Below are 11,940 nucleotides of genomic sequence, written 5' to 3' on the forward strand. Positions count from 1 at the left end.
CGGACCTGCATCGCTGCGCTTTTTCAGCCCGCCTTGAGCGGGCTTATTTTTTGGGAGAAACAACATGGGTCAACTGATCGCGGGCACCTGCTACGTCAAAGTGGACGGCGCTCAACTGACCATCAGCGGCGGCTGCGAAGCACCACTGATGGCCGTCAAGCGAGAAACCGTGGTTCCGGGCTTCTACAAGGAAACCGACCTCACACCGTCGTTCAAAGTCACCGCGCTGCACACCCCGGACTTTCCGCTCAAGCAACTGATCGAAGGCGTCGACATGACCGTCACCTGCGAGTTCGCCAACGGCAAGGTCTACGTACTGGCCGGTGCCTACCTGGTGGACGAGCCTATTGCCAAGGGCGACGACGCCAGCATCGAGCTGAACTTCGAAGGGCAGAAGGGGACCTGGCAATGAGCAACACGGTGAAGCTGCAGGTGCCCATCGAGGCCCACGGCGAGCCCCTGGCCGAACTCAGCCTGCGCCGCCCGACGGTGCAGGAAGTGCGAGCGATCAAGGCGCTGCCGTACAAGATCGACAAGAGCGAAGAAGTCAGCCTCGACATGGACGTCGCGGCCAAATACATCGCGGTCTGCGCCGGCATTCCACCGTCCTCGGTGAACCAGCTCGACCTGGTGGACCTCAACGCCCTGAGCTGGGCGGTGGCGAGTTTTTTCATGAGTGCGGCATCGCAGCCATCGCCGACCTGATCGCTGTCGCCTATGACCTGGCCTGGTTCTGGAAGGTCGACCCCGAACAGATGATGGCCAGGCCACTGGATGTGCTCCGCGAATCCCTGGAGCACGCGCAACGGATCAATGCGATGCAGCAGGTGCAGTGATGGCAGATACACAAACCTTAGAGAAGAAGTCGGTGCTGTTGACCGGCCTCGACCAACTGTCACCCAAACTCGTCGCCCTTCAAGGCAAGGTCGACTCGTTCAAGAAAAACCTTGAGCAGACCGGGTTGGGCAAGCTGGATATCAGCGGGCTGTTCAAGGGCGGCAGCCTGATCACCCCGTTTCTGGACGGGATCAAGGCCTGCGATGCGTTCAAGGGCAAGCTGGCCGAAGTCGGCGACTCCAGCGCGCCGGCTGATGCGGCCAAAGGCATGAATGTATTCAGTCAGTCGATGGCCAAGGTGTCCTCGGCCATTGATGCCGCCCTGGCGCCGGCGGTGGGGGCGCTGGTGGTCGGTCTGGAGCCCATGCTCAACAGTGTGGGGACGCTGCTCGACGACAACCCCAAGCTGGTTGAGGGGCTGGCGATGGGCGCCATTGCCTTCTCGGCGATGCAAACCGCCGTGACCGGGGCGACCCAGGTGCTCGATCTGATGGGCACGGTGGCCAAGGCCAACCCGGTGATGTTGATTGCCATGGGCATTGCTCTGGCAGCCGGGGTGATCATTGCCAACTGGACGCCGATCTCGGCCTTTTTCGTCAGCCTCTGGCAAGGTGTGCAGAGCTTCGCGGCGCAGGCGATGGAGGTGCTCAGTACTCTGTTCGGCTGGACGCCCCTGGGCATGCTGATTGGCAACTGGGGGGCGATCACGGCGTTCTTTGCCGGGCTCTGGGACAGTATCCAGGCGATGACGGCTTCGATCGTCGGCTTCCTCAAGGAGGTGTTCTCCTGGTCGCCTCTGGGACTGATCATCAATAACTGGGCAGGGCTGACGGGGCTATTCGCCTCTATCTGGGAATCCCTCAAGGCCTTGACAGTGCCGGCGATGGCCTTTCTAAAAGGCCTGTTCGACTGGGGGCCGATGGACATGATCACCAGGAGCTGGGGCGCGGTCACCGGCTTCTTCGCGTCGATCTGGGCGGGGCTGCAACCGGGCATCGACGGGGTCAAGAAAGTCCTGCAAACCCTGTTCGACTTTTCCCCGCTGGTGATCCTCTACAACAACTGGGGTGCGGTCACGGGCTTCTTCGGTTCGATCTGGGCCGAGCTGCAACCGGGTATCGACTCGATCAGGAAGGCCATTGAAGCCCTGTTCGACTGGTCGCCGATGGAACTGATCATGACCAACTGGGCCCCCATCGCCGATTGGTTTTCCGGGCTGTGGAGCCAGCTTCAAGCGCTGATGGCGCCGATCAAGGAGCTGTTCGAGGGCGGCTTCGGCGGGCTGATTGCCACGGTCACCGCCAAGGTCGAAGGCTTTACCGAAGCGCAAAAGCAGATCAACGCCGAGGGTAAAGGCGGGCTGGCATCACCCTTTGCCGCAACCCAGGGCAGCTCGCTGACCCAGAATTCCAGTGCGCTGATCCAGCAGAACGCCGCGAACAACCGCACCCAACTCGAAGGCGGTTTGACCCTGCGCTTCGAAAACGCCCCGGCTGGCCTGCGCGCCGAACAGGCCACGACCAATCAACCGGGTTTGAACATCGCTTCGACCCTGGGCTATCGCTCACTTTCCCTAGGAGGTTCCCATGGCGGATAACTGGCGTGATCGTTTGTTGCCCGCATCCTTTCGCGGCGTGCCCTTCTGGGTCGACCAGGCGAAAACCCCGGTGGGGCAAAAAGGCCAGTTGCATGAGTACCCGCAGCGCGACCAGCCGTTTTTCGAGGGCCTTGGCCAGCAGGCGAAAGTCTATGACCTGACGGCCTTCATCGTCGGCGCCGATTGCCTGGAGCAGCGCGACAGGCTGCTCAAGGCCCTGGAGGAGGGCAGCGGCGAGCTGGTGCATCCGTGGCTTGGACGGATGCAGGTCAAGGTCGGCGAGTGCGAGATGACCCAGAGCCGCCAGGATGGTGGCCTGGTGACCTTCAGCCTGAAGTTCTACCCGGACCAGCCGCTGCGCTTTCCTTCGGCGGTGGTCAACACCCAGCAGCAGGTGCTGGTGGCCAGCGATACCTTGCTGGGCTCGGCGGTGCTGCGGTTCGAGTTCGCCACCAACCTGATCAAGCAGGCGCGGATCGGCGTGGATGCGCTGCGCAAGGGATTGACCGAGGTGTACGCGGTCATCGAACACGAGTTCAAGCCGCTGATCGAGTTGTATGGCGACCTCAACACCCTGGTCAAGGCGGTCAAGGAAATACCCAAGGAGCTGAGCACGGAGTTCAAGGGGTTGCTGGAGGATGTACGCGGGCTCAAGGATTTTGCCCGCACCGGCTATCGGCAGATGCTCGCCGATATTTCCCAGCAGGTGGAGGCGGCCAGGCGCATCGATGCGCCCAAGCTGACCACCGGCAAGGACACCACCGCGGCGGCCGAGGCGGTAGCGAACCTGGTCCAGGATGCGTTGCTGGTGCAGATCGCCTGGTTGGTGTCGGCCTTGCCGGTGGCCACCCCGGTGGTCAAGCTCAAGAGCACGCCGCCCCTGGCGCAGCAGGCCAGCCAGCCGGTGCAGCGCCTGGAGGTGCCGGTGGCCGACGATGTACTGGCCCTGCGTGACCAGCTCAACGAAGTGATCTGGCAAGCCGCGCTCAAGGCCGACCCGATGCATTACCAGGCGCTCAACACCCTGCGCCAGCAATTGCAGGGCCACCTCAATGCAGTGGCTTCGTCCGGGGTACGGCTGGTCAGCCTCAGCCCCAAAAGCAGCATGCCGGCGCTGGTCCTGGCTTATGAGCGGTTTGCCGATGCGACGCGTGTCGGTGAAGTGGTACAGCGCAACCGGGTGGCCCATCCGGGCTTCCTGCCGCCGGCCGATCTGCAGATTGCGCGGGAGTGACCCATGGACGAACTGGCAAATATCGTCACCCTGACGGTGGACGGGCTGGACTACAGCGGCTGGAAAAGCGTGGAGATCACGGCGGACCTGGAGCGCCAGTTCCGCACCTTCAGCCTCAACATCACCTGGCAATGGCCGGGGCAGGATGGGCAGGTGCGGATCCGCCCGGGCGCTCGCTGCCAGGTGCGCATCGGCTGCGACCTGGTGCTCACCGGGCATGTCTACAAGGCGCCGGTCAGTTATGACGGCAGGCAGATCAGCCTGAGCATCCAGGGCAGCTCCCTGACCCAGGATCTGGTGGATTGCGCGGCCATCAACCGGCCGAGCCAGTGGCGCCAGCAGGATGTGCTGAGCATCGTCCGCGCCCTGGCCGGCTCTTACGGGGTGGGGGTGCGCAGCGAGATTGCACCCACCAGCAAGTTGCACACCCACAGCATTGTGCCGGGGGAGACGGTGTTTGCCTCCATCGACCGCTTGTTGACCTTGTACCGGGTGTTCTCCACCGATGACGCCGACGGCTACCTGCTGCTGGCGGCACCGGGCAGCGGCGGGCGCGCCAGCGATGCCCTGGAGCTGGGCAAGAACATTCTTTCGGCCAATGCAGCGATGGATTTTTCCGCGGTGTTTTCCGAGTACCGGGTGATCGGCCAGCACAAGGGCAGCGACCAGAGCAGCGGTGTCGCGGTCTGCGAGGTGTCCGGCCAGGCCAGCGATGCCCGGGCTTCGCGCAAACGGGTGACGGTGATCAACGAGGCGGCGCAACTGAGTGCGGAACTGGCTCAGCAGCGGGCTGACTGGGAGTGCGGCACCCGCACCGGCAAGGCGCTGACCACCACCTATCAGGTGCAGGGCTGGCGCCAGAGCAATGGTGATTTGTGGCGACACAACACGTTGGTGCGGGTCATCGACCCGGTGCTGGGTTTCGACCAGGACATGCTGATCTCCAAGGTCACCTGGTCGCTGTCCGACCAGGGCTCCATCACCACCTTGCAGGTGGCGCCGCCGCAGACCTTCGATGCCAACCCGACACCCGAAAAAAACTGAAACCTGCGCCCAACCGCAGGAGCCGGCTGGCCGGCGAAGGCACCCGGCACGAAACCGCGCAATCCCTGTTCGCCGGCAAGCCGGCTCTTCTCCCCCCAAGGAACCCAGCATGAGCCTACTGACACGCCTGTTGGCGCGGGGCACCGTGGTGCTCGCCCATTCGGCCAACAAATTGCAATCGCTGCAAATGCGCCTCACCGCCGGCGAGGTCAACGACGACATGGAGCATTTCGAGCCTTACGGTTTTACCAGCAACCCCCTGGCCGGCGCCGAGGGCATCGCCACCTTCCTCGGCGGCGATCGCTCCCATGGAGTGGTGCTGGTGGTGGCCGACCGGCGCTATCGCCTCAAGGCCCTGGCCGCCGGTGAAGTGGCGATCTACACCGACGAGGGCGACAAGATTCACTTCAAGCGCGGGCGGGTCATCGACATCGACACCGCCACCTTGAATATCCGCGCCAGCAGCGGCGTCATCATCGACAGCCCGACCCTGAGCATGAGCGGCAAGATCGTCTCCCAGGGCGATCAGGTCGCCGCCGGCATCAGCCAGATCAACCACGTCCACAGCGGCGTGCAACCCGGCCCGGGAAAGACCGGCGCGCCGGTGGGAGGTTAAGCATGTTCGCCACTTATGACCTGAAGAACGCCCTGCCCCGGGCCGTGGAAATCAGCCTGTTCACCTGGCGCCGCGCCGCCGATGACGACGCCCTGGATGACGACCAGCGCTACGGCTGGTGGGGCGACAGTTTTCCCAGCGTGGCCGACGACCGTATCGGCTCGCGGCTGTGGCTGTTGCGCCGGGTCAAGCTGAGCCGGCAGACCCAGCTCGATGCCGAGTTCTATGCCCGCGAGGCCCTGCAGTGGCTGATCGACGATGGCCACTGCAACGCCGTGGAGATCATGACCGAGCGCCTCGATGCCCAGCGCCTGAACCTGCGCATGGTGCTGATCCTGGCCGACGGCGAACGTCTGGACCTCAACCCCATTCACAGTTGGCAGGTGACCTATGCCGTTTGAAACCCCTTCGCTGCCGGTGCTGATTCAGCGCACCCAAAGCGACCTGGCCAGCGATTCGCTGCGCCAGTCCGATGCCCAAGTGCTGGCCCGCACCCTGAGCGGTGCCGCCTTTGGCCTGTATGGCTACCTGGATTGGATCGCCGAGCAGATCCTTCCGGACAAGGCCGATGAGTCGACCCTGGAGCGCATCGCCGCGCTGCGCCTGAACCAGCCGCGCAAGGCTGCCCAGGCGGCCAGTGGCAGCGTCAGTTTCAACGCGGCAGCCGGCGCCGTGCTGGATCTCGGCACCCTGTTGCAAAGCAGCGACGGTCGCAGCTACACAGTGACCGCCGCGCGCACCACCAGCGCAGGCCTCAACAGCACCACGATCCAGGCCGTCGACGGCGGTACCCTGGGCAATGCCGATGCCGGCCTGGAGCTGACCGCGGTGCAGCCGGTGCAGGGCATCAGCAACTCGTTCACCGTCCTGGCCCCGGGCCTGAGCGGTGGCGTGGCCCGGGAAAGCCTCGAATCCCTGCGCTCGCGGGTGATCCGTTCCTATCGGATCATTCCCCATGGCGGCTCGGCGGACGACTACGAAACCTGGGCCATGGAGTGCCCGGGCATCACCCGTGCCTGGTGCCGGCGCAATTACCTGGGGCCGGGCACCGTGGGCTTGTTCGTCATGCGTGACGACGACCTGCAGCCGATTCCCAATGCCGAGCAGCTGGCGCGGGTTCTGGCCTATATCGAGCCCTTGCGCCCGGTAACCGCCGAGGTGCATGTGCTGGCGCCAGTGATACAGCCGCTGATCTACCAGGTGCGCCTGACCCCCGACACCAGTGCGGTGCGGGCCGCGGTCGAGGACCAACTGCGCGACCTGCACAGCCGCGAGGCCGGCCTGGGAGAAACCCTGCTCTTGAGCCACATCCGCGAGGCCATCAGCAGCGCCACCGGTGAACAGGATCACCGCCTGCTGGCGCCGCTGGCCGATGTGCCGGCAAGCAGCAACCAACTGCTGGTATTTGGAGGTTGCCAATGGCTGCAATAAGAAGCGCCGCCCAGTACCAGGGCCAGCTGCGCAGCCTGCTGCCCAGCGGCCCGGCCTGGGACCCGGAACGGGTGCCGGAGCTTGAACGAGTGTTGCAGGGCATCTCCCAGGAGCTGGCGCGCATCGACGCCCGGGCCGTGGACCTGCAAAACGAAATGGACCCGGCCAGCGTCAGCGAACTGGTGACGGATTGGGAAAAGGTCATGGACCTGCCCGACCCCTGCCTGGGGCTGACCCCGCTGTTCGAAGACCGGCGCCTGGCCGTGCGCCGGCGTCTGTTGGCAGTGGGCAGCCAGCGCGCCGCCTACTTCGTCGAAATCGCCCGCAGCCAGGGCTATCCCAATGCCAGCGTCACTGAGCTGAGTACCCCGCGCATGGGCCGCTCACGCTTTGGTCACGCGCATTTCGGCACCTGGCGGGCGAACTTCATGTGGACCCTCAATACCGGCGGCCGCCTGCAACTGGGCCGGCGCTTCGGCGCCAGCTATTGGGGCGAACGTTTTGGCATGAACCCGGGCAGCGCCCTGGAGTGCCTTGTCCATCGCAGTACGCCGGCTCATACACAGGTGTACATCAACTATGACTAGAGAAGACAAGAACAAGTGGATTATCCGAAAAGTGTTCCCAGCGTAGGGCTGGTGAACGGGAAGTTTGTCGACGAGAACCCGGTGACGGGGCAAGTCGGCTCACTGATTTCCTCTGAGTGGGGAAACGCGGTTACCGACGAATTGCTCAACGTGATTCGTGCGGGAGGGGAAGAGCCGGCCGAGGCCGAGCATGACCAGTTGCTGGCGGCGATCAAGGCGATCGTGCGTGATTCGATACCGCCGGAGAAGATTCGCACCACCCTGGCCGAGTACGGGATCACCGATGCCTATACCAAGTCGGTGACCTATACCAAGGCGGAGATCGAGGCGCTGTTGAAGAACATGTCGGCGTTGCCGGTGGGGGCGATGGTGCCGTTTCCCAAGGGCACAGTGCCGGCAGGTTTCTTGGAGGTGGATGGCAGTGTGCAGAGCGCAGCGACCTATCCGGACCTGGCGGCTTACCTGGGGACTGCGTTCAATACCGGAGGCGAGGGTGCGGGGAATTTCCGGTTGCCTGAGTCGCGGGGGGAGTTTCTGCGGGGTTGGGATCATGGGCGGGGGGTTGATGCGGGGCGGGTAATTGGCAGCGAACAGCAGGATGCGTTGCAGAACATCACAGGTGAATCGTCAACGTTTCCCACAGGAAGCACCGCACCGCTAAACAGTACTGGGGCGTTCAAAACGAATGCTCGATCCGGTGTACCTACTGGTATTGCTGGAGGCGGGGCATGGAGTTCCGCATCCTTTGACTTTGATGCAAGCCGAGTGGCTAGAACTTCCACAGAAACCCGGCCTCGTAACCTGGCTGTTATGTGGTGCATCAAGGCCTGGAACGCCCCGATCAATCAGGGAAACATCGACATCGCTGCTCTCGCGGTTGATGTTCGTAATGCACAGAAAAACGCTGTTGTCGGGATTTGCAAAGGATTGAAGGCTTCGGCCTCCGGGCTCGGTTCAACTGTCAATGTGATGGCCGATCAACTGGTGGTTGGCAACGATCTCTCATTCAAGACAGTCAGTGACGTGAATCTCGTCATCAACGCTACGACTGTCGGCGCCAATGGACTCGACAGCGGGCTGCTGACCGGTGCCACCTGGTACAGCGTCTGGGTGATATGGGGAGGTACGGGTGTTGCAGGTTTACTCTCGCTCAGTGTGAAAACTCCAGTATTGCCTGCCGGTTACACCCACAAGGCCCGAGTCAGCTGGACGCGAACCGACTCCACGGCCAACAGGTTTCTACTGTCGTTTATCCAGGCGGGTAACAGCGTTCAATACAAGGTTGTGCCTGGCTCCAATGTGCCTAATCTGCCGGTCATGGCCTCCGGGGTTATCAGCCCGGCTGCAGATGTCGCCGTGTCTGCCTTTGTTCCACCAACGGCAGCAAAGATTTCACTCACTGCCGGTACCAACAATGGTTACGTTGGCTTTGCTCCAAGCAGTGCCTATACCGCGCAGGCGCTTATCTACTTGAATACCGCAGCGCTCAACGCTGCTCCCTTTGTTGGTGGTTTCAACCCTTCGTCGCCCGTACCTACTGCCAATGGACTGTTTTTGCTGGAAGGGCCAACGATTCGTTTTGGCTCTTATGCCGCGACAGGTGTTTTGCAATGTATTGGATGGGAGGACAACCTATGAATGGTTTTGCAGTTCGAGCCGATGGCCGGGGTTGCAGGGCAGTGGACAGTGTCGATCAACTGTTGGACGGGGAAATTTTTTCTGCTGAGTACCCGACGCTTGCGGTTGCCAGCGCTGACGTGTTGATGCTGATTGCCAATGAGCGATTCAAGCGCGAGGAGGCTGGCATCGTTGTTCAAGGCCTGGCTATTCAAACCGATCGTTCGAGTCAGGCGAAGCTCACTAGAGCCGCCGTCAGGGCGAGTCGAGATATCAGCTACCTGATTCATTGGAAACAGGAAAACGGCGCCTTTGTACAACTCGATGCGTATCAGGTGCAGGCCTGCGATAGCGCTGTCGATGCCTATGTTCAGGCCTGTTTTATCCGCGAGAGCGAGTTGGTCGCCGCGGTCAATGCCGGCGTGTATGAAGCCAAGATGCTGGAGACTGGTTGGCCGGCCATAGCTTTCAGCGCAGTGCCTGACTCCATTTAATAGTGGTGCTCTGACGTTTTAAGTTTTTACGAATAACCAGTTCAAAACCTCCTGATTCTCTGAACAGTGCCTAAAGGCATTGTTTCGGACTTCTCGTTTTCTAATGAGGAGCCCCATCTTTCTTACCCTTTGATAAATCCCGACGCCGATATCACCGGTTAGTTGTCGGTGGCGACTTTGTTCGCCATCGACATTACCGGGGATGGCGCCCGGGCGAGTTGATGAGCACAGCACATTGAGATCGTTCCAGGTCCTGGCCTGGAGTCTCTGATTTATTGCCACGCGCCGAGCTTGAGCCGGCGCGTTTCAATTACAACTAGAGGACAGACGAGTGGATTATCCAAAGAGTGTGCCCAGTGTCGGGCTGGTAAATGGGAAGTTTGTCGATGAAAACCCGGTCACGGGGCAAGTGGGTTCACTGATTTCTTCCGATTGGGGTAATGCAGTGACCGACGAATTGCTCAACGTGATTCGTGCGGGAGGGGAAGAGCCGGCCGAGGCCGAGCATGACCAGTTGCTGGCGGCGATCAAGGCGATCGTGCGTGATTCGATCCCACCGGAGAAGATCCGCACCACCCTGGCCGAGTACGGGATCACCGATGCCTATACCAAGTCGCTGACCTATACCAAGGCGGAGATCGAGGCGCTGCTGAAGAACATGTCGGCCTTGCCGGTGGGGGCGATGGTGCCGTTTCCCAAGGGTACGGTGCCGGCCGGATTCCTGGAGGTGGATGGCAGTGTGCAGAGCGCTGCGACCTATCCGGATCTGGCGGCTTACCTGGGGACTGCTTTCAATACCGGAGGCGAGGGTGCGGGTAACTTCCGCTTGCCTGAGTCGCGAGGTGAATTCCTGCGGGGCTGGGATCATGGACGTGGGGTGGATGTTGGGCGGGCGCTTGGGTCATATCAAGCCCATGCAGTAGGCAGTCACCAACACCCTATGAATTATTGGGCTTGGCGAGATGGTACGGGAACAGGCACCCACAACTACGCAAAACCCTGGGGCGATACAGGAATTACTGGAGTAAAGGATCCTGGCACCGGGGCGAACGCGGGGGATTCTGAAACCCGGCCGCGCAACTTGGCTGTCATGTGGTGCATCAAAGCTTGGAATGCCCCCGTCAATCAGGGGAATATCGACATTTCCGGTCTGGCTGCAAACGTTTCAGCGTTAGAGACCCGACCTCGGGGCTTGGGTGATGGGCAGGCCTGGCAGAATGTTACGGCCAGTCGCGTTTCAGGCACTGTCTACACCAATACTACGGGGCGCCCGATTCAAGTTCAGGCATCTATTTCGACCGGTGCGGTTACTGCAACTTGCGGCGGTGTGGCCGTGGCAACTTCTGCCTATCACGCATCGTTCGTGGTGCCGGTCGGAGCAACTTACTCAGTAACTTTTGGTAATCCAGTCAATCCAGTTTGGTCGGAGTTACGTGCATGAAGTATTTCCATAATCCCGAGACAAACCGTGTCCATGCTTACGATGACGATGCCCCCGCGCATTTCATATCCAGCCAGTTGATCCCGATGTCCGAAGAGGAAGTTCGGCTCCACATAGAAAGTGCGACGGCGCCGTTACCTGTATCGGTAGGAGAGCGTGTCTGGCGTGATTCAGCACTGGATTCGGTGAGGTGGTTGCGTGAGCGGCACCGTGATCAGTTGGAGATCGAAGTACCTACAACGCTTGCCAGTGCACAGTTCAAACAACTGCTTGTGTACATGCAGGCCTTGCGTGACTGGCCGCAATCGCCGCACTTCCCCGATTCTCAGTACCGCCCTGTCGCGCCATCCTGGGTTACTGAACAAACTGAATAAACGCCCCGTACCGCCGGGGCGTTTTCTTATCCGACCTTCAAACACTGACCATGCCAATAACCGAAGAACAACTGCTGCAAATCATGCCTAACGCCCGCCGCCAAGCGGGCGTTTTTGTTTCTCCACTCAACACCGCCATGGCCAAGCGGCAGATCGATACGCCGAAGCGCCAGGCGGCCTTTCTTGCTCAGATCGGACACGAATCCGGGCAGCTGCAATACGTACGCGAACTGGGCAGTGATCAATACCTGAGCAAGTACGACACGGGCCCTCTCGCCGCGCGCCTGGGCAATACCCCCGAGGCGGATGGCGACGGCCAGCGGTATCGCGGGCGCGGGCTGATCCAGATCACCGGGCGCAGCAACTATCGCCAGTGCAGCCTCGGGCTGTTTGGCGATGAGCGCCTGCTGGAGTTGCCGGAGCTGCTGGAGCAAGCGCAATGGGCCGCCGAGTCGGCGGCCTGGTTCTGGGAGCGCGGTGGGCTCAATGCGCTGGCTGACCGCGATGAGTTCAACAGCATTACCCGGCGGATCAATGGGGGCCTGAATGGCTTGCAGGACCGCCTGCAACTCTGGGCCAGGGCGCGGGTGGTGCTGTGTTTGCCGGTGGTGTGAGGGCTGCCGTCTAAAGGTCCTGCGGATCTTTTCGCAGCCTGCGGCAGCGGCTAC

General features: G+C 61.6%; 14 protein-coding genes. All 14 read left to right on the forward strand.

Annotated elements, in window-relative coordinates:
- Positions 1-64: 64 nt before the first annotated feature.
- The 14 genes from AC1RMG_RS09550 (at position 65) to AC1RMG_RS09615 (ending at position 11,886) form a co-directional block, all read left to right on the forward strand.
- Complete coding sequence (locus AC1RMG_RS09550; RefSeq protein ID WP_011059564.1) at positions 65-412, forward strand: phage tail tube protein; 348 nt, start codon at positions 65-67, stop codon at positions 410-412.
- The gene (locus tag AC1RMG_RS09555) at positions 409-705 is read left to right on the forward strand and encodes a phage tail assembly protein (protein ID WP_011059565.1); all 297 of its coding nucleotides are present in this window, start codon (positions 409-411) and stop codon (positions 703-705) included. Before AC1RMG_RS09550 ends, AC1RMG_RS09555 begins: the two co-directional genes overlap by 4 nt.
- A 130-nt stretch (positions 706-835) precedes the next feature.
- Positions 836-2,434 (forward strand): phage tail protein, encoded by a 1,599-nt coding sequence (locus AC1RMG_RS09560; protein ID WP_493169092.1) that lies wholly within the window; start codon positions 836-838, stop codon positions 2,432-2,434.
- Positions 2,424-3,668, forward strand: a complete 1,245-nt coding sequence (locus tag AC1RMG_RS09565) for a DNA circularization protein (RefSeq protein WP_493169094.1) — start codon at positions 2,424-2,426, stop codon at positions 3,666-3,668. The genes AC1RMG_RS09560 and AC1RMG_RS09565 overlap by 11 nt, the downstream gene beginning before the upstream one ends.
- A gap of 3 nt (positions 3,669-3,671) precedes the next feature.
- On the forward strand, positions 3,672-4,712 hold the full coding sequence (locus tag AC1RMG_RS09570; protein ID WP_077933430.1) for a phage baseplate assembly protein: 1,041 nt from the start codon (positions 3,672-3,674) through the stop codon (positions 4,710-4,712).
- Between the two features lie 109 nt (positions 4,713-4,821).
- The gene (locus tag AC1RMG_RS09575; protein ID WP_262212995.1) at positions 4,822-5,328 is read left to right on the forward strand and encodes a phage baseplate assembly protein V; all 507 of its coding nucleotides are present in this window, start codon (positions 4,822-4,824) and stop codon (positions 5,326-5,328) included.
- Between the two features lie 2 nt (positions 5,329-5,330).
- The gene (locus tag AC1RMG_RS09580; RefSeq protein WP_493169097.1) at positions 5,331-5,729 is read left to right on the forward strand and encodes a phage GP46 family protein; all 399 of its coding nucleotides are present in this window, start codon (positions 5,331-5,333) and stop codon (positions 5,727-5,729) included.
- The gene (locus tag AC1RMG_RS09585; protein WP_493169098.1) at positions 5,719-6,759 is read left to right on the forward strand and encodes a baseplate J/gp47 family protein; all 1,041 of its coding nucleotides are present in this window, start codon (positions 5,719-5,721) and stop codon (positions 6,757-6,759) included. Before AC1RMG_RS09580 ends, AC1RMG_RS09585 begins: the two co-directional genes overlap by 11 nt.
- The gene (locus tag AC1RMG_RS09590) at positions 6,747-7,346 is read left to right on the forward strand and encodes a YmfQ family protein (protein ID WP_493169100.1); all 600 of its coding nucleotides are present in this window, start codon (positions 6,747-6,749) and stop codon (positions 7,344-7,346) included. The genes AC1RMG_RS09585 and AC1RMG_RS09590 overlap by 13 nt, the downstream gene beginning before the upstream one ends.
- Positions 7,347-7,361: 15 nt before the next feature.
- Positions 7,362-8,984 (forward strand): phage tail protein, encoded by a 1,623-nt coding sequence (locus AC1RMG_RS09595; protein WP_169892683.1) that lies wholly within the window; start codon positions 7,362-7,364, stop codon positions 8,982-8,984.
- On the forward strand, positions 8,981-9,457 hold the full coding sequence (locus tag AC1RMG_RS09600; RefSeq protein WP_161467167.1) for a DUF4376 domain-containing protein: 477 nt from the start codon (positions 8,981-8,983) through the stop codon (positions 9,455-9,457). Before AC1RMG_RS09595 ends, AC1RMG_RS09600 begins: the two co-directional genes overlap by 4 nt.
- Positions 9,458-9,788: 331 nt before the next feature.
- Positions 9,789-10,898 (forward strand): phage tail protein, encoded by a 1,110-nt coding sequence (locus AC1RMG_RS09605; protein ID WP_236203687.1) that lies wholly within the window; start codon positions 9,789-9,791, stop codon positions 10,896-10,898.
- A complete protein-coding gene (locus AC1RMG_RS09610; protein WP_011059574.1) occupies positions 10,895-11,272 on the forward strand; it encodes a phage tail assembly chaperone in 378 nt (125 codons plus the stop codon). The genes AC1RMG_RS09605 and AC1RMG_RS09610 overlap by 4 nt, the downstream gene beginning before the upstream one ends.
- 50 nt (positions 11,273-11,322) lie before the next feature.
- Positions 11,323-11,886: a glycoside hydrolase family 19 protein gene (locus AC1RMG_RS09615; protein WP_262212986.1), complete on the forward strand. Its 564-nt coding sequence runs from the start codon at positions 11,323-11,325 to the stop codon at positions 11,884-11,886.
- The last annotated feature ends 54 nt before the right edge of the window (positions 11,887-11,940 follow it).

Source organism: Pseudomonas sp. GW822-FHT04H02 (assembly GCF_058800645.1).

Coding starts and splice junctions, on each gene's coding strand:
- AC1RMG_RS09550 (WP_011059564.1), top strand. CDS start 65: ATGGGTCAACTGATCGCGGGCACCTGCTACGTCAAAGTGGACGGCGCT.
- AC1RMG_RS09555 (WP_011059565.1), top strand. CDS start 409: ATGAGCAACACGGTGAAGCTGCAGGTGCCCATCGAGGCCCACGGCGAG.
- AC1RMG_RS09560 (WP_493169092.1), top strand. CDS start 836: ATGGCAGATACACAAACCTTAGAGAAGAAGTCGGTGCTGTTGACCGGC.
- AC1RMG_RS09565 (WP_493169094.1), top strand. CDS start 2,424: ATGGCGGATAACTGGCGTGATCGTTTGTTGCCCGCATCCTTTCGCGGC.
- AC1RMG_RS09570 (WP_077933430.1), top strand. CDS start 3,672: ATGGACGAACTGGCAAATATCGTCACCCTGACGGTGGACGGGCTGGAC.
- AC1RMG_RS09575 (WP_262212995.1), top strand. CDS start 4,822: ATGAGCCTACTGACACGCCTGTTGGCGCGGGGCACCGTGGTGCTCGCC.
- AC1RMG_RS09580 (WP_493169097.1), top strand. CDS start 5,331: ATGTTCGCCACTTATGACCTGAAGAACGCCCTGCCCCGGGCCGTGGAA.
- AC1RMG_RS09585 (WP_493169098.1), top strand. CDS start 5,719: ATGCCGTTTGAAACCCCTTCGCTGCCGGTGCTGATTCAGCGCACCCAA.
- AC1RMG_RS09590 (WP_493169100.1), top strand. CDS start 6,747: ATGGCTGCAATAAGAAGCGCCGCCCAGTACCAGGGCCAGCTGCGCAGC.
- AC1RMG_RS09600 (WP_161467167.1), top strand. CDS start 8,981: ATGAATGGTTTTGCAGTTCGAGCCGATGGCCGGGGTTGCAGGGCAGTG.
- AC1RMG_RS09610 (WP_011059574.1), top strand. CDS start 10,895: ATGAAGTATTTCCATAATCCCGAGACAAACCGTGTCCATGCTTACGAT.
- AC1RMG_RS09615 (WP_262212986.1), top strand. CDS start 11,323: ATGCCAATAACCGAAGAACAACTGCTGCAAATCATGCCTAACGCCCGC.